The organism is Vibrio sp. 779(2023) (assembly GCF_033344285.1).
Taxonomy (GTDB): Bacteria; Pseudomonadota; Gammaproteobacteria; order Enterobacterales; family Vibrionaceae; genus Vibrio; species Vibrio alginolyticus.
The window spans coordinates 357,982-384,955 of the sequence record NZ_JAWPOM010000003.1 but is presented as its reverse complement, the minus strand read 5'-3'; the positions used below and the strand labels follow the sequence as shown (position 1 = coordinate 384,955).

Here is a 26,974-nt window from a genome sequence, read left to right as displayed (position 1 = left end):
GTTAATCATTGCGCCAAATCTTATATCCGACCTCTCGCATTGCTCTGCCGAGCAGGTGGGAGGCGACTGGCGCAGTGAGAACGATAAACAACATCGTACCCATAACCCGAGAGATCACGGTAACTTCAGGGAGTGAGAAAGCGACCGCTAATAACAAGCAGCTCACTCCGACGGTCCCAGCTTTGGTCGCTGCATGCATTCGGGTATACAAATCCGGAAGCCTCAGAACACCTAGACTTGCAATCAAGGTCAACAATGTTCCTAAGCATAAAAATAGTCCAATCAACACGTCCATTATTCTTTCTCCTTTCTTTTAACGATCAAACGTGCAAATGCGATCGTGCCGAGAAATGCAACCAAACCTAATGTAATGGCGATATCTAACAGAGCGTCCTCACCGCTGTCTAAGGTGTAAACCGTAATAAATCCGATAGTGATAAATGAAATCAGATCTAACGCCACAACTCGATCAGCTAGCGTTGGTCCTAGAATTAAACGAGCAAAAGCCATAACAAAGCTGAGTAGTAGCCCAGAATAGGCAAAAGTGACCGTTATTTGCAGCCAACTATCCACGCGTCACCTCCAAAATTCGATGCTCTAACCCATCTTTAATTCCGCGAATAACCTCTTCATGTTCAGGTGCAAACATGGCATGAACGATAAGATACTTTTTATCAGCCGTAACATCCAAACTAAGCGTGCCCGGTGTTAAAGAAACCATGTTCGCCAGTAATGAGATTTCTAGATCAGAATCGACCTCCAGAGGGACATAAACGATATCAGGCTGACTCAAATGAGTAGGTGTCACAACGTCCCACACCACTTTCGCAACCGATATAACCATTTCATAAGCGAAGTACATCAATAACTTCAATGCAGATGCAAAACGTTGAAAATAGCTCGTTTTCAATCCAAATGGTTGACTCAACCTTAAAGCAAAAAAACCGACCGTAAATCCGACAACAAAATTCAGACTCGAATAGCTGCCATTAAGCATCATCCACGCTAACGCTAAGAAAAAATTGAGGAATAGATAGATCATGTATTTCCTCCTAACACCACTCTGATGTATTCAGTCGGATTTAACAGTTGTTCTGCAGCTTGAACGGAAAATTGATAAAAAGGCTCCGCCACTAAGCCAATGATTAGCGTCAACGTCGTCAATACAATAATTGGAACGCAGTACAACCAATGTACTTTGGCCTGCAGAGTCTGTTCTGGCTTCTCTCTAAATGGCTTTTTCCAAAATGCCTCACTCCAAATTTTCGTCATCGAGTAGACAGTAAGCAACCCCACCAATAACGCGGTACCTGCTAACCAGTAATATTCAGCCTGTATGCTCGACTTGATGACCAATAGCTTTCCCCAGAAACCCGATAGCGGTGGAAAACCGGCCAGAGAAAACGCAGGCACAAGAAACAAGAACGCCAACCAAGGCATAGCTTTATATACCCCACCCAAATGTTTAAGTTGACTAGAGCCATATTTGCGCTCGATGAATCCACCTATTAAGAACAAATTCGCTTTTACAATGATGTGATGAACAATGTAGAAAATGGCACCGGCTAAAGCTAAGGGAGTGTAAATAGCCAACCCCATGATCATATAGCCTATTTGGCTAATAATATGAAAAGAAAGAATTTTCTTAATGTCGAATTGGCTAGCCGCTCCTAAAACGCCCGTTAACATGGTTAGCCCTGCGACCCAAATTAACGTCGGTTGCCAGCCACTCTCGGCGAGCGGAAATACTAAGGTGAAGACTCTTATCAACGCGTATACACCGACTTTAGTAAGCAACGCGGCAAACAGTGCCACCACACCGCTTGGTAACGTGTGATAAGAAGCTGGCAACCAAGCAAATAAAGGAAAGAGTGCCGCTTTAATAGAAAAGGCAAACAAAAATAGCGCGGACAGCATCATGTTGATGCTCAATTCATTTTCCCCTACTTTGGTGTAGAGATCGGCCAAGTTCAAGGTGCCCGTTGCGCCATACAACAAGCCGATAGCAAGCAAAAATACCAGCGTCGAAATCAGGTTCAACATCACGTACTTTACCGCACCATCAACTTGAGTTTTCGTTGCATCTAACACCATTAAACCAAATGATGAAATGAGCATGACCTCAAACCAAACATACAGATTAAAAATATCTCCAGTCAGGAAAGCACCATAAACGCCAGCAAGCAACACGTGCATTAACGCATGGTAATTGCTATAGGAGGGCTTTCGGTGAAGGTCCGCCATCGCGTAGAAAACACATATCGCACCAATCACCGCCGTTATCATCACCATAGCAACGCTGAGGTAATCTGCGACAAACACGATACCAAATGGCGCACTCCACTGACCAAAAGCAACGGCTTGAATACCATTACTTATGATGTTTTCTGTGAGAAAGCCCGCAACGAAAAGGTTCGAAGTCGCACTTACACCGCTCAACCACTCAACACTTTTTGTTGAGCGACGGACGAAGAAGATAGTCAACGCCGTACTCAGCGAGAGAACAACCGGTAACGTAAGCAAAATCGAACTCATTGACCCTCCTCAGAACGTTGCATTTCATCGACGTTTGCAGTTCCAGTGTCTTTATAAGCTCGATAGAACAGCATTAAAGCAAAAATAAGTAGTCCAAAACCGATGACTATCGCAGTTAAGATAAGCGCTTGAGGTAAAGGATTTGCCGCGCTATCTGGTGGTAAAAGAGCATTATCGCCAATCAATGGCGGCTCTCCGGGCGTCAGCCTTCCAGCGGTAAAAATAGCAAGGTTAACCGCACTACTGAGTAACATGATGCCGAACAAAAGGCGCAAGATATGCTTTTCAAGCATTAAATAAACACCTGCTGCGACAAATACTCCAACGACAACACTCCAGACTATTTCCATCACTCTAGCTCCTCATTAATACGAAGCAGCATACCCATCACGCCACCTATAACGGCAAGGTAAACACCAACATCAAAAACCAATGGCGTCCCTAGTGGTATCACGTCTTTCCACCACAGTCCGGTCAAAAACGGTTTATCAAACGCAAAGCTCAAAGCACCAGAAACTAAGCTCAATGCGATGCCAGATAACGCAATGAGAAACGGTTTGAAATACAACCTAGAACGAACGTATTTCGGTGATTCCGCGAACATGAGAAGTGATAAACCAATAACGGCAATCAACGCACCAATAAAGCCACCACCCGGTTCGTTATGACCACGTAACAACAGATACACTGAAAATACGAGCATGAGTGCCGAAACAATGTGTGCCGTGGTTGCAAAAATTAATGATTGGATACGATTTTGCTTTTTCGCTCTTGTCTTAAGCAAACTCACTGCAGCAATCCCTGCAATAACAACGACAACAACTTCTCCCAATGTATCAAATGCGCGAAAGTCGACCAGAATAACGTTAACAATGTTTCGCCCATGTCCACCCGGGACACTGTTTTCTGCAAAGAAATCTGACACCGAAGAGTCCATCGGCTGAGACGTGATTCCTAACAAAAGTAAAGTAACCGAAACACCTATCACACCTGCTATGCAAATATTCGCTACTTTACGTTTTATTGAATGCTTAGGCACGGTGGTTAGACGTGGCATATGACGCATTAACAATGCAAGAAAGACCACCATTAATGTTTCCACTAACAGTAAAGTCTTCGCAACGTCCGGGGCGCTATAAATCATAAAAACAAGCGTGGTCATGAAGCCAATCATACCAAGCGCAGAAATCGCAAGAAGTCTTGCGTGGGACAACGTACATACGAGCGCAGCACCAATCAACAATAATGCAATACCAATCTCATAGAAAGTGACACTTGAAAGTTCGCCAACCAAAGGCAGAGGAATAAGCGCTACCTGACTCAGTAACGCAACGGCAAGTACCGTGAAAAATAATAGGACATAGCGACTCAATTTCTTTTGCTGTAACCGCGCCGTTTGCCACTTCGCCACTGTCATCATGCCATCTAATAGTCGTTCAAAAATATTCTCCGCTTTGGGGACGAATAGATGTAGCCGCTGAAAAAATGCAGACACAGTAGGATAAACACGGTACACCACATACCCCAACGCTAGCGTAATAACGCTTAACACTAACGGTACATTCACGCCATGCCATAGTGATGTCTCTTTAAGAGTTGCTGTGGGCAGAATGTCAGCAGAGCCCGGAAAAATAATATTGCGATCTAACCAATTCAAACCGAATAACGGAACTAGGAGGCTGCCAACTGCCAAGAGCAAAGGCGAGATCCACATGGCTTTTTTTGTCTCAACTGGCTTAGTTTCAATCGGCACGAGATCACGGCGAGCAAAGAATGGTCTCGCAATAAGCATAATGGTTAGCGCGACCATCAGTATATTCACGATTAAAAGTACAAAGGCGATCCAGTTATTGAGCTCTACTGCGGACTTGTACATGTATTCTTTGCTCAAAAAGCCTAACAACGGCGGGAACCCCGCTTTAGACAATGCAGCCAAACTCCCCGCAACCATGCTGATGACGAGAACTGACTTCAGGCCGTACAATTGATCAATATCTCGTGTTCCTGTCGCTTTGTCGATATTACCCACCACCATAAACAGCGCAGCTTTATAGAAAGAGTGAGCGAGAATAAACATCAATACTGCACTAACGGCCAAATCTGTGCCCATACCTAGTAATAATGTTAATTTACCCAAAGCAACATTCGTGCTGTAGGCTAGCATCAGCTTCAAGTCAGTTTGTTTTAATGCGACAAATGTGCACCAAATGGCCGTGATACTCCCAGTGATGACTAAAGCATAAAACCAGATCTCGCTGTGGGCATAAACTGGCGATAAACGTGCTAATAGGTAAATGCCTGCCTTTACCATTGTTGCCGAGTGTAAATACGCACTGACCGGAGTGGGAGCTGCCATCGCGTTAGGTAGCCAAAAATGAAACGGGAATTGCGCAGATTTAGTAAATGCACCGAGTAGTATGAGCACTAGAGATGGGATAAACCATTCATGCTGCGCAATAGTGTCTGCCTGCTCGATAATGGTATTTAGCTCATAACTCCCTGCCATTGCTCCCAGCAAGATAAGACCAGCTAGCAACGCTAGTCCACCAGCACCAGTAACAATCAGCGACTGCAAGGCGTTTTTCCGAGACGTTTTATTTTCGTGATTAAACCCGATCAGTAAATAAGAAGTGATGGTGGTGAGTTCCCAGAAAACAAATAACAACAGAATGTTATCGCTCATCACAATCCCTAGCATGGCAAGCATGAATAGGGTTAGATACAAATGAAAGGAAAACCGGCTATCACTTTCTCGTAAATAAGCCAAAGCGTAGATTTGAATCAGTGCGCCAATCCCACTGATCAGTCCCGCAAAAAGAAATGAAAGACCATCTAATCTAAAGCTAAGGTTGATATCGAGGCTTGGTATCCATTCCGCATTCCAGCTCACGCCTGCAGGAGTATAGATATAGAAGAGAAAAGAGAAGATTAAAACTGGCAGCGCAGGGAAAATCAGTAAGACCAACTGATTATCTAGGTTTTTCGGCAGGTTTTCTTTACCCGTTATGTTATTCAACATCGCAGCCCATTCGTTATTATAAGAAGGTACGCCCTATTCGGCGCAAATGACAAACTCCACTGTATTGTTTTAACCCAAGCGCTTCAAAAACGATCATGAAACCAAGGGAAAAGTAGCAAACAGTAATCACTGAGTGCTACTTAGAGGAACGCCGATACAAACCGCTATTTGCTGTCTGCTACGGCATAAGAACGTAGGTCACTACTTACGTGTTCTTGGCTGAATGTATATGGATTATCGTCATCAGCTAACTCGAATGCATCGTAGGTGCAGTCACCGATATCATTTCTCGGACAAACATAAACATTCGAACGTTCTATCATTTCTGTGTGGCATTTCGGGCATAGGTTTTTCATGTCACTCTCCTCTGATAACTTATTGATACATTGATAATTCCATGTTCTAGAGATCCATCTCCCTCCTTTACCTAAAACATCACTTAAACCCAACTTTGTTACACCCCAATTACTGAATCGGTGAGACAAAGCCATCGGGCTTAAGAGCGACCAAACTACAGTTAATCGATTGCAAAATATTTTCAGCCGTATTACCAATGACATAGCCAGATATACCAGTTCTCGCTAAGGTTCCCATTACCAGCACGTCTACCTCAATACTCTCTACGTAATCTGGAATCTTTTCGTCGGGTTTTCCATGCAGGTGGTGAATCACAATTTCACCTGTAATCCCAGACTCCTCCAACAGCTGTTGCAGAGCTTGTTTATGATCGGCTTTTGCTTTGTCGAGTTCATGTTTCAACTCAGCATCATCGACTTGAATCCAAGCGTTACCATTAAGGTAGTTTTCTAAGTAATACTCCCAGCAAGAAATCACGTGTAAACGACTATCGCAGGTGTCGGCTATCGAACGCGATAATTCGAGTAAACGCACGGCTAATGAGTGCTGTTCATCGCTTGCCGTTAATGGGTCGATAGCCACAGCAACACGGCGCTTATCTCTTGGCTTATCAATTGGTCGGTGCAACCAAAGCGGACAAGGGCATTTTCGTAACAGAGTCATATCAATAGCTTTGAAACCCTCAGCACCTTCACCGAGCGGTTCAGCTTCTTTGATGATGAGATCTTTGTTATCAGCTAATGCTTCTTGAATAATACAGACAGCGGGCTTTTCACTGCTTTTCACAGTAAGAGGAAATGCGAGATCCTCTTCAGAGAGTCCCAGCTTCTGTCTGTATTCGTGAATACTTTGTTTGAGGGAGTCTTGCAGCGATTGCTCATAACTTTGCTGATACTGGATCATGTCTGTTGGGAAATCAGGACACGCTATTAGCCCTGAGACAGGCACTTTGTTGCTAGATGCAATCCTCATCGCTTGTTCGAGGGCGTCACTATGGCCTGGCAATCCTTGTGTTGCAAAAAGTATGTTTGCGAATCGTTTCATACACACCTCCTTGTTTGGTTAAATATTAACCATCCACAAAGTATAATACCTAACGGATAATTGTAACGGCTTGTGACGTTGATGAAATCAATTCTCATTAAGAGACGGATATTGCTTCATTTTGTTTTACGTCACACTCTCCTTTCTTCACAACTATCGCCTTCGACCTAAATAAATTCCGCTACCTAAAATTGAGACCAAATAAAAACCCAAATTACTCAAAGTTTTTTCTCACCTTGAGTAACTTGGGTATAAGCAATAACACACTTAGTGTCCGGATTTAAATGGATGACCTAAATTTTCACGCAACTTAGTTTAAAGATGCCATCTCAATCACGAATCGATATGCAAAGTTTTACGGCTTTAGTGACCTAAAATCGCCGTAACTCAATGTTAAGGTTGTTGTTTTGTCGGTGCCAAAGCAATTTCACGAACACATACACCTTGCGGTTGCTGATAAGCAAACAGCACTGCTCGTGCAATGTCGTCTGCTGCCAACACGCCGCCCATATCCACCTTCCAGGCGTCATAACCATCTTTAATATCTTGAGACGTTGTATGTGAAAGTAATTCCGTTTCCACTGCACCAGGTGCAATCGTCGTAACGCGAACATTCGATGACGCAACTTCTTCACGTACGTTTTCAGAAATAGCATGAACCGCAAATTTGGTACCGCAATAAGCAGCATGATCAGGGAATGTTTTCTTGCCCGCGATAGAGCTGATGTTAATGATCGTACCACTGTTACGTGCTTTCATAGGTGCTAGGACGGACTGCATGCCATTGAGCAAACCAATTACGTTCACATCAAACATGCGCTTCCACTCCGATGCTTCCTGAGTATCTATCTGACCTAGAAGCATAACGCCTGCGTTATTTACAAGTGCATCTACCGGACCATACAACGCTTCAGCTTTCTCAATTGCAGCCTCAAAAGAAGCTTTGTCGGTCACATCTACCTTTTCACAAAGCGTATTTGGTAAGTTTAATGCTTCCAAACGTTCTACACGTCTTGCTAACAAAAGAAGAGCATGGCCCTGTTCACTGAAGTGACGTGCAATCGCTTCACCAATGCCTGAACTAGCGCCTGTAATAACAATTAACTTTTTCATTTTGAATCCTTAATCGAACGGTTTACATCAGTGGCGGTAAGTTTAAGAAAACTTTGTTTGTTGATATATACCGACCTGGTTGAAACACTGTTGTTATACTGCAACAATACTTTTTTGAATTATGAAGAAATCATCATGCAAACACACATCAACCTTGCGGATATTCGCTCTTTCGTCCTAATCGCTCAACTAGGAAACTTCACGAAAGCAGCAGAGCAACTTGGCGTTTCTCGCTCACACGTTTCACGTCAAATAACAAATCTGGAGCAACAGATTGGTGTCACTTTGCTACAAAGGACCACTCGAACACTGAACCTCACCGAAGCAGGCAAGGTTCTGTATAAACAGTGTGAAACTGCCCTTCACAATATTGATCAAGCTGTTATGGCAGTGGTTGATGATGTAGAAGACTTAAGAGGTGACATTCGTATCAACTGTGTGGGGGGCTATTTAGGAGAAGACGTTGTCGCAGATATCGTTGCTCAATTTCTAATCCAACACCCACAAGTGAGCATTAACTTAGATTTTAGTAGCCATCGTGTCGATTTAATCGCGGATGAATTCGATATCGCTTTTCGAATGGGAAAGTTAGACGACTCCAACTTTATCGCTCGCAAACTGATCGATGTGGAAATGGGGACATACGCAAGCCCAAACTATTTAGAAACATATGGCTATCCTTCTCATCCAAAGGACTTAGAAAAACACGTTTGTTTGACAGGTAGTGTGACACGGTGGGCATTTGAGAACACGAATACAAAGCAGTCAACGGAACACCAGATACGTGGACAGTTACGATGTAAGAGTGGCAGAGTAATGATAAAAGCAGCCTTGGCGGGAAATGGCATCATCCGTGTGCCAGCACTTTATTGTCAACAAGAACTCCAGACAGGCAAGCTAAAAGAAGTGTTTACCAATTGGAGCATTCCGAGTGTGGAATTTTCACTCCTTTATCATCACGACCGACATCAACCAAAACGCATCCGAGCCTTTGTTGATTTTACTACGCAATACTTTCGCAAACTGCAGAGTAAAGACAAGTAACCTGCACGTTGGTACCTGTCTATGTATGCTTTATAGGCTGAGCCTGTGAACCTGGGGTTTGTTCTAGAAAGAGTGTGAGCATTTTGACGCTTAAGGCTTGGTTTTCATAAACGTCAGAGGTGTTTGTCCAGTTTGCTTTTTGAAAAATGCAATAAAAGCACTGTCTGACGAAAACTCCAGCCAATCGGCAACTGCGCTGACTGGCATGCCCGTTGATAACAATTCAACTGCTTTTAAAAGCCTCCACTGTTGCCGCCAATCTTGATAGTTCATTCCCGTTTCCGACTTAAATAATCGTGTTACCGTCTTGGTGCTTGCCCCAACTGTGCTTGCAAGAGTAGTAAGCGAAGGAGCTAGAAATGAAGGTTCAACCAACTCTCGACGAAACGTTGTTAAGCGCCGATGTGATGGCAAAGGCAACTGAAACGAATAACGTTTCGCAGCATAAAACTCCTCCCAAAAAAGCGCCGTCGTATTTACCATCTCGCTGCTAGGCTTATCCCACTCCCAAAATGACATTTTATCAATAAGAGCTTGGAGTAAATTATTCACTTCTATCATCGTGATCTTACTCGGACAGGCAAGCTCCTCACAATCAAAATACAAAGATCGGTACGCCACCACATTCGTCATTAGTGCGCGATGCGGCGTATTAGGTGGGATCCAAACCGCCTTTGTCGGTGGCAAAGTACAAATCGAGTCTTCCAGAGCAAAACTCATACAACCTTGAGGTGCGTACAATAACTGCCCTTTCTTGTGCATATGCATACCTGAGTCGTGCTTGCCAATATCCGCAGCAATTCCCACTACACAATTAGAAATTTTGTCTGCATCAAATTGTGTTTTTTCGTTAATAAGCGCCATTTTGTCCGAATGTTGATGTATTTGGTTTTTATGTTGTTATTAGATCAATCATAGCCTCATTTATACTGCCCGCCAACTTCATTAACGATGGGTAACAATATGAATACTAAGCCCTCTTTATGGCTCATGCTGGTTATGTTGATGTTTCCGCAAATTGTAGAAACTATTTATAGCCCAGCGCTGAGCTCAATCGCTCTATCATTTGATGTAAACCACGCACAAGCAGCCCAAACATTGTCGATTTACTTCCTAGCTTTTGCCATTGGCGTTGTAGTTTGGGGAGTTCTCGCAGATAAACTGGGAAGAAGGCCCACCATGCTTATTGGGCTCTTTATCTATGGTTGCGCATCTTTACTCGCAACTCAAACCGAAAGCTTTGCTGTTGTCATGGCCGCGCGAGCCCTAAGCGCATTTGGTATCGCGGTAGGATCCGTTGTCACACAGACCATGCTTCGTGACGCGTTTGACGGTCAAGAACTGAGTAAAGTCTTCAGCTTAATGGGGATGGGTATATCAATCAGCCCGGTAGTTGGCATGCTATTAGGCGGGCAGCTTACAGCGCTTGGTGGATACCGTTATGTATTTTTTGCCTTGTTTTTAATCGCGTTAGTATTGTTCGCTTATAACGTTATTAAGCTTCCTGAAACACAGAAGGAACAGACACCAGTACGGTTGCATCAACTTAGCTGGAAAATGGTAAGAGACGCGCAAATTTGGCGCTCAGGATTACTGGTTGCTTTGTATAACATTGCTCTATTTTCTTATTACCAGCTTGGCGCATTTACTTTCTCAGCACTTGGGTATAACTCCGAACAATTTGGATACAGTGGCATGGTACTGGGGTTAGGCACTCTGCTTGGGAGTTATTTAAACAAATCCCTAGTGTCCAAAAATGTTCAAAAAAGCCAGCTACTTTGGTTCTCAGCAATATTGATTAGCGTTGGATCAGTCGGTGTGTTGATTCTGAACCAATCAATCTGGTTTGTTGCTCCAATGGTGTTAGTCGTCATGTCTTACGGGATTGCGATACCCAACATACTCAGTGATGCACTCGTTAATTATAAACAACAGGTTGGCAGCGCAGGCGCTTTATTTGGGCTCATGTACTACATCATGATCGGGACGGGATTAGCGATGGCTGGAACAGTACAAAACTTAGGTGTCGTTCTATTATCATGTAGCTGTTTAGCGATTTTATTAGCGTTTTCTAAAAAGCAAGTTCATACCAACTTGTGACCAGATACTACGCATTGCTTGCCTAATCTTCCGAAGATTGGTCTACATCTTTTCTAACGGTTAACTAAAACGTAAATAAAAAGCGCCTGTCGGCGCTTTAATTATCCATAGATCTTATTGCCATGTTGGCTCACCGTACTCTTCACAACGTTGCTTGTCGTAATTTTCAATGCGCCTGCGTTTACCTACAAACTGAACCTGAACAACCATTCCAGCTTCAACATATTCACTGAAATAATCGCAAGAAACACGAAAACTAGTATCGCGTATAACAATTGGTACCCATTCATAGCCGCCACTGCGTGGTAAGTAAGACTTGAAGGTAATGACCCCGTCATCTGAAACGTTGATTTCTTCATCATATTCATTCAACTTATAAAAACGTTGTCCATCAAACTCTGCCTTTGCTTTTTCAATTATTTCCTTCGTTGCTGTCGATTGCATCGGCGTATTTGAGACCAGTTGACACCCAACAACAGATGTCAATACGGACAAAGCCAAAGCGAGTTTAGTTATTTTATTCATTTACCTAACCACTGTATAATTATTCAACACTTACCATTTTAAAAGGAGGGAGACCATACTTTATTTTAAAGAAAATAAAAAGCGCCTTTCGGCGCTTTTTATCTGAACATTTCTTATCCAAACGTCTCGAGTAGATTTTCTAGAAAAGCTAACTTTTTATTACAATGAATTTTATTTAGGCTCTCACCGGAATCTATTGCTATTTAACCCCAAGCTTCAAACTCATTAGGCTTTACGTGTTTTATTTTTAATCTAACGTTGGGATCCAGAGCTGTTTCAGTTCCCAATTCACAGTAGTACTCAACAGCATTTTCATCTTCAATCATGTCAACGAAGCTAGCAACGACACTCAACCGTCCACCACCTCTAGTCAATGAAAAGTACGCATTCTTGTTTTCATTTACTTCAAATTTCAAAGGAATGAATTCAGGTTCTTCAAGAGAAATATCTATCCATTTATAGTTATCTAAACTCTTCCCCTTTCGTGGGGCATAAACTGTTTTCAACCCATTTTCGTCAACAACGAAGTACATCGAATTCTCAGCTTGATTAAAGCAAGCTTTCAAACTGCCACCTTTATTTTCTAAATCACACGTAAATATGACAGAATTTTGGTTGCAGCTTGCACTTACAAAATTTGAAAACGACACAATAAATGAAAACCCGACCATCACAATTGATTTATAAATTTCATTGAATTTAAGCATTTCAACTACATTAAAAATAAAAACAATATATTCACTTTATATTAAAATAGTCTTCATCAGGGAATTTTTCGTTGGTTTTGTTAGTACTATACTTTCCATTATATGGATTAATCGTCAGTTCTTCACCATTATTATCAAACTTAAACTGCCTTCCATCAAACTCTCCCTTTATCCTTAAACTTACTCTACCTTCAATAATCTCAACATATTCATATCTTGATGAAAAACTATTCCAGCAAACATCTCGCCTATGTTCGTCATAATTAGCAGAAAAAACTATTGTAGAAGAACAATAATTCTCTTCTCCATTTCTATTCCAATACAAAATCCTATCTTTAGGTATATTCATATTAAAATTATCTCTCTGGAAAATGTAAGACAACACGCCAGTATAATTATTATTAGCGTTTTTTATTATTTTACCATTATCTCTGTCCAATAATGTATGATCGATAATATCAAAACCATAATCGTAAATGTCATAACTAAGGTTCAAACTACCAATCTCTTTTGGAACTTCTTTTTTTTCTGTGTCAAAAATAAAGTATGCTTCGCTATTTATATTACCATTAGTCAAGTCAACCAAATAAAGCTCTTCATTCAATTTAATTAAATCGCTTGTGCCACATGAGTCAAAAAAGCTAAAATCATATGAAGTTCCATTTGCTTTTAGAGAATATTGACAAAAAGGCCCCTCAGCCTCTGTGAATTTTTGCTCTTGCGTAATACTGCTTTCCGCAAAAGAATATGTTGATAAAAAGATTAAACTAAATGTAATCATTTTATTCATTTATCATTAACTCCAGCTTGTGATGTACACTCTTACTTCTTTTATAGTAATTTTTATTGATCATTGAACTATCCTTAAGATAAAACTTACTAAAGTCATAGTTATCGGATATTGAATTACAATTAATCAACTTTGAAAGTTTTAATAAGTTATTTTTTCTCTCTAACAAATGATTGTAACCACCATTTACTGAGATCGTTACACGAAATAGATCATTCTTGGTAGCGAATGGACGAATATCTCCCCAAGCACTACCTTTTACCCAAAACCACCCTGAAGAATCTACTGCCGTGTGTAAATCTTTAGCAACGCTTTCTATCATTTCTTTTGTAAGATCTTTAGTATTCACACCAAAGTATTTAGCATAGTTTTCTATATGTGTTATCTGTAATAAACCACGTCCATGATAGAATGCACCACCTCTGTACTTATTCCATTTCTCTGGATATTTCCCGTTATAATAGTACTCTTCCGTCGTTTTGAAAAAATCACTTTCTTGAAATGCTTGAGACAGAAAGTGGATTTTATTCAAACAATCATCGATTTCATACGTCCTAAACATGTCATTCAAGCTATTTAATAACTCATCTAAAGAAACATTTCTCATACTGTCATAATGAGAGTTCTCAAAAATAGTTTCTTTTCCACCTAAGACTTCAAGTAAAAAACTCTTGGAAATATCACGATTACAGAAACATTTACTTTGGGTGTGATTTCCTACAAAAGGCCAATAATGCCAAAGGCTCTTATCATCGCTTAGTTGCAAATCACCTTGTAAATCTTGCATCCATGAGAACTTATCTGCTCTTTCCAGTTCGAATTGCGAGAAAAGATCAAAGCTATCCATCACTTGATCGCGCCATGGGGAGTTACGGTAGTCCTCTATAGTCACAAAACCAGCGGAGCACTTAATATCTAGAGCTTCCTTTGCGGTCTGATGGATTGATTCATAAAGACTTTGTGACGACTCTGTATGCCAATCTGTAGGATGTTTCACAATAAATCGCTCAAAGTGTTTACGCTTACCGTCTAAGTATACTTTGGCATCGCGAGCAGTGAACGAGGAGAAGTCCGTTACTTGATCTTCTGTCACAGATTCAAGTAATTGCTGAATAAACGAATTACTCATATCAACGGCACCGCTACTATCGGCCCCATCGAGAACAACAAGTGGATTTTCTTCCGCATTTTTGGGAGAAATCTGTTTTTTGAAAAATTCGGGCGGCTCCTCAAAAGAGAACATCTCGATATGCACACGATTATCTTCTTTCTTAGTTCCAATTGCATCGTTACTGTACTCATGCAGTCCCATGTAACCGATATCTTCCCCAGCTGAAACCTTTATCCCCTCTCTAAATAGGAGTGGGAGTAAAGAAACCACACTACCGTCCCTAATCATTGCCGCCTTGTCCGACATCCATTTAGGTTCTGAAACTGGTTCTGATAGGACAGCAGAGGAATCTTCTAAAATGTCAAAGTCACTATTGAGACCCGAAGCAAACCAAACAATCTTGTTTAACAGTGCTTTTTCGCTACCACTTGCCGATTTACCATTCTCTACCACACGACACTTTATCATTTTGTAGGTATTTTTGTCGATCTGGTATGGATGGGTCTCCTTCTCTTCTGCATACAGGTATTCAAGTGATGTTCCTTTAGACATCGACTGTTTTTTTTCACCAGAATTAGTAGGCACATCACTATGTTTGAAAGTGCGTACATTTCTCGCTTCTTGTAAACGGTAACGCGTGGTTATAGATGAATTGGCGCCAATATCTGAAGGTGGCGCAAGGTGCATATAAAGTGTATAGAACTTAAATACATCTTCATTATCTTCGGGGTTTACAGCCTCATGCTCGATAAGCACAAAGTTATTACTATACTTAAACTCTTGCTCTTGGTACGTTGATGTTAGGTAATCAGGATTTATGCGAAATGCCACTATTTTTCCATCAAGCATCGCTTGAATAGGTCTGAGCCCTTTCCCCCACGGTAACATTTTTGATGTTAAGTGAATGCCACTATGCCAACCGTACCCTTGTCCTATTAAATAACGACCGCTCTTAGCTTGATCAAACAATTTCGTAAAATCACTGAGCGTGTAGTAAGCGTCACCTTCTCGTTGCGCTATCGGAAAAACTGCATCCATGATTTAAATGTCCTAGTCAGAAAAGTTATCGTCAAAAGTGACAAATGATGGGCGGTTCAAGTTGTTTGACTTCGTGTACACCACCGCATTAACCCTACCTAAATTAGTAGCAAAGCTAGATTGGCTCGCTATGTTAACGGTACTCCCAAGGGCCATTGCCGATATAGAAATTAGGGTGTCATTTTTGGTTTCGAAAATTTGGCTAATGACGTCAGGAAGTGCTTGTTTGAAGTGGTTAAGTGCTTTTTTATAACCGTTTATACCCTCTTCAACAGAACTCAACGATCTTGCAGAAGCTTGGCTTTGTATGAAATCTAAACGACCGATGATTTCACTGTTTAGCTCATCGATGTATGAACAGATTTGATTGTTTATCAACGTCCATAAAACAAACTGCAAATACTTCACAGTATTCCCAGTCCCTAAAAAGCGAAGCTTCGCTAATAATTCATAGGGAGGCTCAAACACATCAGCTTGATATAAGACTCTCAATATATCGCCATTTTCGTGCACTTGCTCCAAGAGCAGTTCAACTAAAGGTTCATATTTCTCTAGCGCAGTAGTATCAGTTTGGATGTGATAAAGTGCCGAAACATAAGCATCAGAAAAATCTTTAGAGTGATTTTGACTAATCGCATAAGGAGACGATATACGGCTTTGCTCTAACACAATATCTTTAAAGTCATCATCACTGAAGGATGGGGACATCAATATGCCCCAGTCATTAGCAACCCCAACACGATCTTCCCAAAATGGCGAGCGGCGACCTGCGACAAACGTACAAAAATCATTCGGATCAGGGTAAGTTTCCGTAACAATATTTTCAGCTAAAGATTGGTTCGGGGTGTAAGAGTCTTGAGTTTCGCTGAGCACTAACCTGCATTCTTTTAGAGCGAGACCATTAACAGATGCTTTTCCGCTAGAGTCCAGCACTCCACTCCCAATGACAGCACCTGAAGGTTCGACTAAAGAAAATTGTGCATTAGAGTAAGGGAGCCCATTTGGATATTTGCATTCTATATCCAGCGTATACGTCCCTTCCTGCTCTTCAGTCACAGAAACCGATGGGTTTTGTGCGCCACCCAAACACATAGTGTTAGCTTTATTCATGGTCATTTGATCGGACAGGCGACATACGCCCTTACCTTCAAATTTAACCGTTGGTGAGGCTGAAATGAATTTTGCTTCGGCTTCTATCGTGCCTGAGGCAACGCCTTTTCTGTCACCGCCCGCATCGCCAGTACTTTTTGAGAACGTACTGCCCTTGATAGCGACACTGTTACCGCCATCCATAGAGACCGTCGTAGTCCCACCTGCAAGGTCTGCTGATTTAGCATTGTTGCCATAAGGGATAGGGACGACTGGCTTGCCGACCTTAGTTAAACAAACATCTGGGAGCGTTGCATTCGCTTCACCACCTGAGCCTTTATGAACTATCGAAAGTCCATTCGCACCAACTGTTACGCCCATAACCAATCCATTTGAATTTTATTGATTGAATGATAAAAGAGATCGCAAACTGCAACCTCTCTAAATGACTAGTGAATTTCACTAAAAGACCAGTGATATTCGCAATAAGCCCTAAAACTGGCAGAAGATCTCATTTTAGATCTCTGGTTATCTATACATTTCAAGCAGTTGCTGAAATTTTAAGTCTATGACGATGTAGGTTGCCGCATACATAAGCGCAAACGTCATCGCACTAAGACTTAAGATCAGCTTGGGTGAAATTACCCTTTTTAACGGCTTCTTTAGATATTTAGCTTTAAGGTTGATTAAAGAAACTTTTTCTTGTTCTGCTAGGCGGTCATCTCGCACTAATCGATAAATGGTGCTGCCAATTTCCGCTAACTTTTCGTTGCCACGCTCTTCACGGCCGTACTTGCCTTGGAAACCAAGTTGAAGCAATAAATAGAGAAACTCTATAACGTGACGGTATTTGCGAGGGTCGGCTTTTAAGCGGTCGAGAATAACGAAAAACTTGTCACCACCAGATGTTTCGTTGTGGAATTCAGACAGTAAGCTGTTCTGGCTCCAGTGACTATTTGCCCCCCACTCTTGTCGACAAACAGATTCATCAATCGCCGCACACAAGCAGTAACGAATAACAAGAACCGAAGCACGATCGAGCTCCATTTCATTAAGTTTTCGTTCACCTTTTCGAATCTCACGTGCCACTTGTTCACGAAATGGCATCGGGTCATCAAGCCAAGGGATCGAAGACATACAAGACAGACTGGCGATCAACCATGAGAACTGGTCCACTAGCGGGTTAATACCCATGTTGTCGATAGATAGATCTTGTACTGCGATGTTTCTCGACAAGTCAGGCGCTGGCATTACCTCCATTGGTTTGCCAGGCTCTGGTTGGAATAAGACTACGGTGACGTCGGTTTCTGCGTAACTCATAGACGAACGGCCCAAAGTTGCAATGATAAGTTAGCGAAATCGCCCGCAACGTGAATCGCAATCGCAGCAGTGTTCTTCAATGCCATCCACTCTTCGCCCGTTTTATCGAGCTCGAAATAGGTGTAGCCAGCGTGATACGGCAGCGCGCGTGGCACAACTGGCATTGGTTTGATCTCAATCCCAGGCAGTTGAAGGTTAATCAAGTCACGTATGTTATCGATAGAACCGATCTTCGTTTGGCTGACAAACTGGGTATGCAGAACATCCAAGGTCACGTCGGCTTTAACTGCGAGGATAAAGGTTGTCGTATCAATGATCTTATTGTCAGGGATTGCTGCCGTTCTGATGCCATAGTTCTGATCTTTTAAGGTCAGTGGAATTGCTCTTTGCTCAGACATCACGCTCAATGTCATTTTCGCACTGTCTAGGACGCGAGAAAGACAGCTAGTAAGATCACCATGATTGTACTTCGTAAACTCAATAGGTCGGCGTGTCGTTGAGCACAGCGTCGAAAGCTCACCCTCTGCCTGAAGAAGAATTCGATACAAAGACTCAGGATGCACAGCTTCTGTGCTGGCGAAATGCCAAAACAAGGGTTCGTATCGGTTGAGCGCTTGCAATAGCATAAAGTCAGAAACCGATGATACACCTTGTTGATCCACCACCCCTAATCGCTGGACTATCGATTCCGCGCGATGCTTCAACATAGAAGCAAACTCGGTCGCAAATTTACTCAGTACTGTCGACGCATGAATATCGATACAGGTAGGAATGAAACTATCATCTAAGATCACGCTGCCATCAGGCTTCACTTCTGAGATCTTTAAGATCGGAATAGACGTGTAAGCACTCTTATCTTCATGATCGTACATTAAGCAAAAGTTAAGCTTACCGACGACGATATTTGCCATGTCTTCCGAATCATAACAAGCGTCAACCGCTTCTTGAGATTCCATCGTATAGCGCGCACCGTCTTTTTTGGTACCAAATAACTCAGAACGTTCCGATGGTAACGGACAGCACAAATAAACGACTTTATCGGCAATCGAAGGATCTACATCTTTCACTTCAGGCAGCTCAGCAAGCAACGGAAGCTCAAATGGTGTCCGGTCTTGTAAAATACCTTCAGCACGAGTAATACCGATTTTACCCAGTGCTAGTAACTGAGAGTTGATTTCTAAACGTTTAATTCCCCAATGCAAAGGCGATGCATTGGCACTCAGTAGGCTCGATAGTTTACTTTGCGAACGATCGAGTTGTTGAAAATGCTGCGGCTTCATGAACATTCCATCTTGCCAAACAACTGGATTGTATAAAGACATGTTTCTATCCCTTAAAAGTAAACCTGTTCAATGCCGCGAGTGTTATCAGAAATTAACTCACTGCCCTCTAACTTGAGCTTGATGTAGTACTCGCTCTTCTCTTCAATAACTTCCACTTTTCGCCATGACGAACCATCAATATCACGAAAAGCCACTGAAAAACCGACGGCACGAGTGTCAGGGTCTAGCGTTAGCATTTCATGAACTTTTCCACCTGGCTGTATTTGATATTCGTAACGTTTGATGTACTCATCACCCAACGACGCTTTATCGCTCTCAAACAAGGCAAAGAAATCTAAGCTTCGGAACAATACTGGCGAACTTAATTCGTGAAGACGGAGAATAACTGGAGATGACTGGCCCCCATTTCTCACATTGAGTACAGGTGATGCCTCAATAACCAATTCAATCGACGAAGTTTCTGGTGTGATACCAGTGGACTCTTTAAATTGATCCCACATGGAACAACCGGACAACATGGCAAATCCGAGTAATACGGCGATACTACGCATGGTTTCCCTTAATCACTTTGTTATAGTTTTTCTTAATCAGCCCTTTTAAGGATGTTTCATTAAGCAGGCGACGATTATTAGTGTAGAAATCTAGGTATTCGGCCCACAGCTTTGACTTAGTTGAGAACAAAGACTGGCTAGCGACCCTGTTAGCAAATGCTACGGGATCGTTCGTTTCTGACTGTTCTAAAACGAGCTCATTCAGTGCTTTGTTAAACATAACTTGGTGATCGTTCAGCTCATCGAGCATTTGTTCAACCAGTTCATTTGGAGCCAGTAATTGCTGACTATTCAAAGTGAGCATTAGCTCTGCAATGTTCGAGTTAGCCTCACTCGCACTCTGCTCATCTTTTAACGATTCCACTTCGTGCAACTCTTTCTGTAGGTTATCAATACATAAACGCAAGCAAGTGCCCATTTGCTTGAATAACTGCGCCTCGTTTGTCATCAACTCTGGATTTCGAATACCCAAACCATCAAAAAACGCTTGCGCTATATCTTGAGAGCAAACGGCCGCATCAGTATCGACTTGTGCTTTCGTCGTAGTGTTTATCGCATGCTCTGCCGTAGGTATTTGAAGTTGCTGATTAGTGTTTGGAGAAGGCGTAAAAGATTGGGTCATCTCTTCCCATTTTGACCCTGTATTAGCCTGTTCTACGACCATCTCAGTAACATTATGCGTACGATGTTGTCTTTGAATCGTGCTATCTGGGGCTACCGTGCCAGGTTGCATCACCTCAGCTGAGGCAATATCGGCTCTATGTGCCTTACCGCTTTCTGGCGCTAATGCATCATTGACTGATGCGTTACTCTTGGTTTCCGCAGCCATCCAGTCTTCAGGGATGAGGCTTGGCTGATCGAATTCGGAATATATGCTGAAACTGTCATCGACCACCTGACGCGTGCTTTCCACGGTTCTAGGTTGTTCAGATTCTGTACGCTCATTATCACGAATTAAGTAATCGTCATCTCGCTGCATCGAAAAGTTAAGGTGAGCAACAGGATCATGACAATCAATGTCATCCTGTTTAGTCTCCATAAACAAATCTTCTAAGGCACCGACTTTTTCTTCCTCTTCGACAACCGCATCTCCTAGACTAACCAGAGGATCGCTAGATACTCGCTCAGGAGCAATATCAGCGGCGATGTCTAGTGTTGAGGTAACGTGCTCAAGAGAAACACCAATCTCATATTGCCCTAAAGAAATGATGTCGCCATCAACTATCGCAACGGGTTGATTTTTTAGTATTTTATTCCCATTTACCATTGTGCCGTTAGTTGATACGTCACTTATATAGTAGGTATCTCCATACACGCTGAGCAAACAATGAGTGCCCGATATAAAGCGGTTGTGATCGGCTAAAGACACGCTACAGCTTGGGGAACGACCTATCGAACCACCACTTTCAGGCATTTCAATATGCTTTGCACCGGTGTATTCCTCTGGACACTTTGAGATAAATAAAACTAGCTGATTTGAGTACATTTACGAACCTCAAAAGAGCAAAGAAACTGATAGTTCAAGCCCACCAATTCCATCATTTACAACCGGAAGGATATAAGAGGCCTGCGGGATAATTTGTATATGGGCGTCAGGATTACTGCCTAACTTTATAGCAGTACCAAGGGTCACAACCGCACCTAACTCAAACTGGTCGATGTCTTCAACACTCTCATAACGATAGCCCTCTTGGTCTACTTGCCAGCGATTAGAATATTGCGAGTAACCGACAGACAAGCCCGCACCAACATATGGCGTGAAAACACTCCAAGAAGTCAACGCATATTGAGGAACAACACGAAGTTCATAGTTCGTCGCTTCTTGATATAAGCCGTTTGCTGGCGCTTCAATATCTTCTGCTAGATAGTTTAGCCCTAACCACCAACGCCAACGGTTATTGTTTTCATCAATAGGACGAGTATGAACCAAGCCGAACCTAAGCGTATCCTGCTCACCACTTTTACCTTCATCGTATTTAATGCTATCGATAGTCAACATACTGGTAGAGAGTCCATATCGCTCCCCTTTTGCCATTACAACAGAAGAAAATAGACACATGGCTGAAATCAGCCCAATTTGACTTGGTTTTAGCATTTCGTCCCTCTAGGAAAACCGATATTCTACTTAGAGGCGAAAGATATCAATTATATTCTCTTTTTCAATAAGCCTAAAAAAACACCTATAATTTAATACATTTCAACTATCAGGTTGGTTGTTTTACCTACAAACAAAAACTAAAGAACCGACTACAGATTAAGTGACGAGACAGTAAATCTTTCTATTTAAATAGAAGTAACAGAATTTGATTGCTAATTGGACAAAACGTAATCTCCGATAACAATTTAGTTACTTTTTAATCAACGTTCTCATCTTCATATATAAGTTTCTTCTTATAAATAGACTTAACTATTGATATTAATATTATGAACAAAGATCACACTAAAAGTAATTTAATTTCTTTTAATGAATTTTTATTATCTAATCCGCTTATTTTGTCTATAGAATTGCGACAGATGTGCACTGCTTATAATTTAATATAACAGTAGTGAAATCCTATATAACTTAATACTTCTATATGATCAGTTGGAACTTTCCTTATGTTTTTTACCGACTTCGCTCGAAGACCAATCGATGAAAATAACCCAAGCGGCTCTAATCCTAATGGTTCTGAGGATTTTGACGAAATTAAACGTCAAATAAACAACCTGAATAAAGTCACAGGGAGAGTCTCGTGGAAAACGGTTCAAACACTCTCAAAAAAGATCTTGAGTACCCAAGCGAAAGACCTACGTTGTTGCTGTTACTTTACCGTTGCGTCAACCTATAACGACGGCTTAAGAGGCCTTGTTGAAGGGTTAAACTCAATACTTGATGTGTGTGTCGTATATTGGTTCAACGCGTATCCAGAGCATTCAAAGTCAAAGGCACGAATGAGCGCTATTGAATGGATGGTAGAGCATACTGAAAAACGAATTAATAAGCATCGAGCGTTACCAGAAGAGCTTCCATTGATAGAGGCAGCACATCAATTATGCTTGAGGATTGAGGAAGAGCTTCGTCTTCATTACGGTATTGAAGCACCGTCATTAGGTCGCATTCGCCGTATTTTGAATCAATGGATTGAGCAGATAAAAGAACAACAAATTGCGGCTGAGTTACGCGAGAAAAAACAAGCCAACACTAGCGCTCCTGCAGCAACGCAGAAGGCACCTGAAATTAAAGTGAATGTGTCTCCCTCTCCGGCACCGGTGTCATCACCCAACCTAAATAGCCAAGAGAAAGCATCACCGGCAAAGTCTGGTCGATTTATGATCTACTTCGTTATTGGTTTGATTGTTACTGCGATATGTTCACATTTCATGTACGAGCAACAACGTTATCGAACATTGGAACAAAAAATTAATCAAGCTTCACTTAATGAACTTGTAAATTTGGTCGCCTCGTTAGATTACGAAAATAAAAAATATGCTCAGTCATTGAAAACGCAGGCGATTAATCGTGTCGATATTATGATGAATAACTGGTTTTTGGACTCGGCAAAAGTAAGTAACGTCAGCGAGCTCGATAGCTTGACCAATGAATTAATCGCGATCTATCCGGATTCGTCTTCTGCACAGCAGCTACGTCAAAACTTTTTGACACAGAGCGCCCATTTAGAAGACCAGTTTATGGATGTTTATAAGCGATTCTCAGACGCAAGAACGGTGTTTGCCAACGTAGCTAGACAGAATGTAGATAAGAACTCTGAAAAGGCGTACGAATACAGTAACTCGTTATTCCCGCTTTTAGGTCGTATTGAATACGCTGAAAAGTATTCACAGCAGAAGGAAATTGACCGCGCAACCCTTTTACTGAACATCTACCTATATAAATTGAGTCAGCTACAAGCTGAAAAAACTGACAATAAATAACAATACAATTAAAGAAGTTTTAGGCTTATGTTCAAACAAAAACTGTTTAGAAATCCAGTGGTGATTTCTACCATATTAATGTTTTTAGTGGCTGCAATTATCACCACTATTTATCTGCTTTTTCTTGACGAAATCGATCAACTTTATCTTTGGCTGACCCTTGGTGCTATCGCCATTGTTTACGTCATTTTTCAATTCACATTATGGTTGAAGAAAAAGAACAACGCTAAAGCTCAACATTTGGAAACCGAGGAAGAAGCACTTTCTATGGTTATCCAGCCTCTTCTTGCTAACTCAGGCAAGAAACCAATTTACCTGATGCTTGGTAATAAAGGGTCAGGGCGACGTCAATTTTTATTTAATTCTAGTGCAATCAAACCGATGGATCGCACTAGAACCGCTAAGAATGACTTTTTTGAATGGTACGAATCTGACAGCGCTGTATACATCAAACCAGACCAACGCTTAGTGTTCCAGGAAGTATCAAGCAGTGATGCTTCTTTATGGAATACGTTCATTGAAGAAGTTATTCATCATCGACCTAGAAAGCCATTTTCTGGGTGTCTATTCTTCATCGATTTCGAGTTCATGATCGTCTCTGAACCAGAACAAAAAGAGTACACCATTTCGTCGTTATTGGCGCGCTTGAGTACCATCAACTCTAAAACGTCTTCAGCATTGCCAATCTATTTGATTATGTCAAAGCTAGACAAGTTAGATGGCTTTAAAGAATACATGCACTTTAGCTCTCTCAAGACACGTGTTGAGTTCCTCTCTATCCCACTAAAAGAAGCCAAGGGTGTATTTGCAGAGTACTACCGCGATAGCTATCGAAATCTAGTGAGAGTGCTTGAAAGTAATGCGCTAGATGCATCCGCTAATTCAACGGACATTGATGAGAAACAAGCAATACTCGCTTTCCCTAAGCAGTTTGAGCTATGTCAGTCTGAAGTCAGCTATGTGCTTGAGCGTCTATGTGATGTTAACAACGGTGTCTATTCACTAGACATCCGTGAGATTTTCTTTAGTTCGAGTCTGCAAGGCGGTCGCAAGTACAATTTACTTGCAAAAAGTTGTAGTAATTACTTCAACTTACCTATTATCGCGTCAGAGCATACACAGTTAACAGAAACGCCTTATTTCTCTCGCTTTCTGATTGATTCACAAATATTGCCGGAAAGCGACTTTGCAGGCGAAAACAAGACGTATCTTCGTCTAATTCAGAGACAAAGCCGTTTGGCAATACTCGGCTCTATTATCCTGCTTACTGGGGGCAGTTACTTCTTTTTCACGACATTAGACAGTAACTTACATGTGATGAATCAACTCTTGAGTATCGATGACAAATCGCAAGTGGAGCAAGATGCAAGATTCAATGAGCTTTTAGCGAAGGCGACGAAAGCAATAGAGCCTTCTTATGGGGCGTGGCTTAAAGGTTCTAAGGCTTTGGATGAAGAGATATTACCACTCAACATTAGCCGTTTGGATCAAAGCACTCGCATCGCATACGAAGCATTACTTAAGGACGTTGCTCAACAGTTGATACCTCTCATTGAGAAAGGTTACCGTCTACAACTGACACAAAATCAAAACACTTTTACACGCGCTTTACCTCTATTGAAGGGGTATCTAATGCTAAACGATCCAACAAAGCGTGATATCCGTTTTTTGCGTCATCAAACTCTCCAAATGATGAACGACTTGAGCAACCAAAATGACGTCGTCAATCAGGCGATGCGCTATTTGGACGCTTACTTTCGCACACAGTTTGATCCAATTGATATCAATATGGATCTTGTTCGCGCAACACGTCGCTCATTGCTAGCAAATTCGAATGTTGATCTCGTTTATGCAGGCATTTTAAACGAAGCAAATTCGATTGATTTAGGAACCCTAGATCTGCAACGAGCTGTGGGTTTTGAGTTTAGCAATGTGTTCAACACACCAATCGATAGCGAACGCTTGATCGTAGATAAGATCTATACCTCCACTGGTTTTAGCACTTTTTATCGACCACGCGTGGACCTAATGTCACAACAAGTCATCAGTGACAACTGGGTTTTAGGTCTGTCACAACACGTTATTCCTACTAGTGAAGAACAAGAAGCCTTCAAAGAGGAAGTACGTAAAAAATATACTGACGACTACATCAGTAATTGGCGCAATGCGCTGAGTGAACTAAAAGTCCAGAACTATGACAATGTCGGCGATCTAACGAACGCGATAGACTTAATCTCAGGCCCTTCTTCACCAATGACAACCGTACTGAAGCAGGTCTATGCCAACACACAATTTTCACCCGTTGGTGAAAAAAATGCTCTGATTTCAAAGCTAGACCCGAAACTCGTGGCAGCGGCAGACTCCGCATCAGACGCAGTAGAGGAAGTAGTTAAGCCTGATTACTTGTTGATGAAACGTGTTGAACAAGCTTTTCACTTATTAAACCAACTTCAGGTCAGTGAAACACCAAACTCCCCTACTCCTTGGGATGAGACCGTAACAGCGCTAAGCCGTGTTCGCACGTATATGAAAGACATTGCTGATGCACCTGACCCGCAAATGGCGGCGCTAGCGGCAGCTCAGCATCGAATGAACAGCAGTGAAGCTGACCCATTAATAAAACTTAAACAGATTGCCCAAAAATCACCGGAACCCGTTCGTAGCTGGTTGTTAGATGTGGTTCAACAAAGCTGGTCAGTCATGATTAAAGAGTCCGCTAAAGGCATTCAAACCCAATGGTACAGCGAGATTTACACCAAGTTTAAAGAGATAGGGCTAGGACGATACCCATTTGATCTAACAGCGACCGAGGAAATCTCAATTGAAGATTTTGAATTACTGTTTGCTTCAGGTGGCTTGTTAGACACATTTATTCAGAAAAATTTTGCACCGTTCTACGATACCAATTTGTGGACGCCAAAACAGGTGGATGGCGAGACGATGCCAATCTCTCCGGCTCTGTTAGTGCAACTGCGTAACTATAACGTTATTCGAGACACATTAATTAATAAAAGCACTAACCGCGTTCATATTCCGTTTAGTGCAAGAGTACTCGATCTTGATTCTAGTGCGATTAGAGCGAGCTTAAAAATTGCAGATACCAATATAAGTTACTACCACGGTCCAAGCCGCATTCGTGAAATGGCATGGCCACCGCAAAATGGTGACTTCAATATTAGTATCACACTCCAGGATGTAACCGATGAAGGCAGACAGCACGTTTTAAATAAGAGTGGTCAATGGGCGATATACAGATTGCTAGGTGACTCGACCTTGACAAACACTCATAACGGCAGCTTTGTCAGTGACATAAAAGTGTCAGGGAGGGACTTGAGCTTACGCATCACTCCGTTGACACAGAAAAACCCATTCACTCTTGCTGAGCTGTATAACTTTACGCTCCCAGAGTCGATTTAATAACAATATAAAAACAAAA

At 41.8% G+C, this 26,974-nt stretch carries 23 protein-coding genes and 1 pseudogene; 4 read left to right on the top strand and 20 right to left on the bottom strand.

What is annotated here, in order from left to right; all coding sequences use genetic code 11:
• Position 1: 1 nt before the first annotated feature.
• The 9 genes from mnhG to R8O70_RS06675 all read right to left on the bottom strand — a co-directional run bounded on the left by mnhG (position 2) and on the right by R8O70_RS06675 (position 8,068).
• A complete protein-coding gene (gene mnhG, locus R8O70_RS06715; protein WP_054865530.1) occupies positions 2–295 on the bottom strand; it encodes a monovalent cation/H(+) antiporter subunit G in 294 nt (97 codons plus the stop codon).
• Positions 295–573, bottom strand: coding sequence for a cation:proton antiporter (locus R8O70_RS06710; RefSeq protein WP_005373317.1), 279 nt, complete (start codon positions 571–573; stop codon positions 295–297). Before R8O70_RS06710 ends, mnhG begins: the two co-directional genes overlap by 1 nt.
• Complete coding sequence (locus R8O70_RS06705; RefSeq protein WP_054865529.1) at positions 566–1,042, bottom strand: Na+/H+ antiporter subunit E; 477 nt, start codon at positions 1,040–1,042, stop codon at positions 566–568. The genes R8O70_RS06710 and R8O70_RS06705 overlap by 8 nt, the downstream gene beginning before the upstream one ends.
• On the bottom strand, positions 1,039–2,535 hold the full coding sequence (locus R8O70_RS06700; RefSeq protein ID WP_318184098.1) for a Na+/H+ antiporter subunit D: 1,497 nt from the start codon (positions 2,533–2,535) through the stop codon (positions 1,039–1,041). The genes R8O70_RS06705 and R8O70_RS06700 overlap by 4 nt, the downstream gene beginning before the upstream one ends.
• Positions 2,532–2,885 carry a Na+/H+ antiporter subunit C gene (locus R8O70_RS06695; RefSeq protein WP_017633704.1) on the bottom strand — a complete coding sequence of 118 codons (354 nt, stop codon included), beginning with the start codon at positions 2,883–2,885 and terminating at the stop codon, positions 2,532–2,534. Before R8O70_RS06695 ends, R8O70_RS06700 begins: the two co-directional genes overlap by 4 nt.
• Positions 2,885–5,554 carry a hydrogen gas-evolving membrane-bound hydrogenase subunit E gene (gene mbhE, locus R8O70_RS06690; protein WP_017820361.1) on the bottom strand — a complete coding sequence of 890 codons (2,670 nt, stop codon included), beginning with the start codon at positions 5,552–5,554 and terminating at the stop codon, positions 2,885–2,887. The genes R8O70_RS06695 and mbhE overlap by 1 nt, the downstream gene beginning before the upstream one ends.
• A 164-nt stretch (positions 5,555–5,718) precedes the next feature.
• Positions 5,719–5,910 carry a hypothetical protein gene (locus tag R8O70_RS06685; RefSeq protein ID WP_005373328.1) on the bottom strand — a complete coding sequence of 64 codons (192 nt, stop codon included), beginning with the start codon at positions 5,908–5,910 and terminating at the stop codon, positions 5,719–5,721.
• A gap of 109 nt (positions 5,911–6,019) precedes the next feature.
• Entirely contained in the window at positions 6,020–6,955 is a 936-nt protein-coding gene (locus R8O70_RS06680; RefSeq protein ID WP_005373330.1) for a universal stress protein, read from the bottom strand.
• Between the two features lie 393 nt (positions 6,956–7,348).
• The gene (locus tag R8O70_RS06675; RefSeq protein ID WP_005373333.1) at positions 7,349–8,068 is read right to left on the bottom strand and encodes an SDR family oxidoreductase; all 720 of its coding nucleotides are present in this window, start codon (positions 8,066–8,068) and stop codon (positions 7,349–7,351) included.
• Between the two features lie 135 nt (positions 8,069–8,203).
• Here R8O70_RS06675 and R8O70_RS06670 point away from each other — a divergent pair, with 135 nt between their 5' ends.
• Complete coding sequence (locus R8O70_RS06670) at positions 8,204–9,112, top strand: LysR family transcriptional regulator (RefSeq protein ID WP_005373334.1); 909 nt, start codon at positions 8,204–8,206, stop codon at positions 9,110–9,112.
• A gap of 90 nt (positions 9,113–9,202) precedes the next feature.
• Here the strand turns inward: R8O70_RS06670 and R8O70_RS06665 are convergent, their stop codons facing one another.
• Positions 9,203–9,976 (bottom strand): helix-turn-helix transcriptional regulator, encoded by a 774-nt coding sequence (locus R8O70_RS06665; protein ID WP_318184097.1) that lies wholly within the window; start codon positions 9,974–9,976, stop codon positions 9,203–9,205.
• 99 nt (positions 9,977–10,075) lie between these two features.
• On the opposite strand from R8O70_RS06665, the gene R8O70_RS06660 reads away from it, so the two are divergent.
• A complete protein-coding gene (locus tag R8O70_RS06660) occupies positions 10,076–11,212 on the top strand; it encodes a multidrug effflux MFS transporter (RefSeq protein ID WP_318184096.1) in 1,137 nt (378 codons plus the stop codon).
• A 114-nt stretch (positions 11,213–11,326) separates the two neighbouring features.
• On the opposite strand, the gene R8O70_RS06655 is transcribed toward R8O70_RS06660, so the two are convergent.
• The 10 genes and pseudogenes from R8O70_RS06655 to R8O70_RS06610 form a co-directional block, all read right to left on the bottom strand.
• Positions 11,327–11,737, bottom strand: a complete 411-nt coding sequence (locus R8O70_RS06655; RefSeq protein ID WP_318184095.1) for a hypothetical protein — start codon at positions 11,735–11,737, stop codon at positions 11,327–11,329.
• 203 nt (positions 11,738–11,940) lie between these two features.
• Positions 11,941–12,444, bottom strand: coding sequence for a hypothetical protein (locus R8O70_RS06650; protein ID WP_005373343.1), 504 nt, complete (start codon positions 12,442–12,444; stop codon positions 11,941–11,943).
• 31 nt (positions 12,445–12,475) lie between these two features.
• Positions 12,476–13,234: a hypothetical protein gene (locus R8O70_RS06645; RefSeq protein WP_005373345.1), complete on the bottom strand. Its 759-nt coding sequence runs from the start codon at positions 13,232–13,234 to the stop codon at positions 12,476–12,478.
• On the bottom strand, positions 13,227–15,383 hold the full coding sequence (locus tag R8O70_RS06640) for a hypothetical protein (RefSeq protein WP_318184093.1): 2,157 nt from the start codon (positions 15,381–15,383) through the stop codon (positions 13,227–13,229). Before R8O70_RS06640 ends, R8O70_RS06645 begins: the two co-directional genes overlap by 8 nt.
• A 1,022-nt stretch (positions 15,384–16,405) precedes the next feature.
• Positions 16,406–16,853: pseudogene (locus R8O70_RS26480) on the bottom strand (DUF4150 domain-containing protein); the annotation flags it as partial.
• 147 nt (positions 16,854–17,000) lie between these two features.
• A complete protein-coding gene (gene icmH, locus R8O70_RS06630; RefSeq protein ID WP_005373354.1) occupies positions 17,001–17,792 on the bottom strand; it encodes a type IVB secretion system protein IcmH/DotU in 792 nt (263 codons plus the stop codon).
• Positions 17,789–19,114, bottom strand: coding sequence for a type VI secretion system baseplate subunit TssK (tssK, locus tag R8O70_RS06625; RefSeq protein ID WP_005373357.1), 1,326 nt, complete (start codon positions 19,112–19,114; stop codon positions 17,789–17,791). Before tssK ends, icmH begins: the two co-directional genes overlap by 4 nt.
• Before the next feature lie 11 nt (positions 19,115–19,125).
• Positions 19,126–19,626 (bottom strand): type VI secretion system lipoprotein TssJ, encoded by a 501-nt coding sequence (gene tssJ / locus R8O70_RS06620; RefSeq protein ID WP_005386118.1) that lies wholly within the window; start codon positions 19,624–19,626, stop codon positions 19,126–19,128.
• Positions 19,619–21,112 carry a type VI secretion system-associated FHA domain protein gene (locus R8O70_RS06615; RefSeq protein ID WP_151515686.1) on the bottom strand — a complete coding sequence of 498 codons (1,494 nt, stop codon included), beginning with the start codon at positions 21,110–21,112 and terminating at the stop codon, positions 19,619–19,621. The genes tssJ and R8O70_RS06615 overlap by 8 nt, the downstream gene beginning before the upstream one ends.
• A gap of 9 nt (positions 21,113–21,121) precedes the next feature.
• Positions 21,122–21,721 (bottom strand): hypothetical protein, encoded by a 600-nt coding sequence (locus tag R8O70_RS06610; RefSeq protein WP_132937161.1) that lies wholly within the window; start codon positions 21,719–21,721, stop codon positions 21,122–21,124.
• A 503-nt stretch (positions 21,722–22,224) separates the two neighbouring features.
• Between R8O70_RS06610 and R8O70_RS06605 the strand changes: the two genes are divergently transcribed.
• Together R8O70_RS06605 and tssM are read left to right on the top strand one after the other, a co-directional pair.
• Positions 22,225–23,538, top strand: a complete 1,314-nt coding sequence (locus tag R8O70_RS06605; RefSeq protein ID WP_005386112.1) for a type VI secretion system ImpA family N-terminal domain-containing protein — start codon at positions 22,225–22,227, stop codon at positions 23,536–23,538.
• A 27-nt stretch (positions 23,539–23,565) separates the two neighbouring features.
• Positions 23,566–26,955 carry a type VI secretion system membrane subunit TssM gene (gene tssM, locus R8O70_RS06600; protein WP_005373365.1) on the top strand — a complete coding sequence of 1,130 codons (3,390 nt, stop codon included), beginning with the start codon at positions 23,566–23,568 and terminating at the stop codon, positions 26,953–26,955.
• Positions 26,956–26,974: the final 19 nt, after the last annotated feature.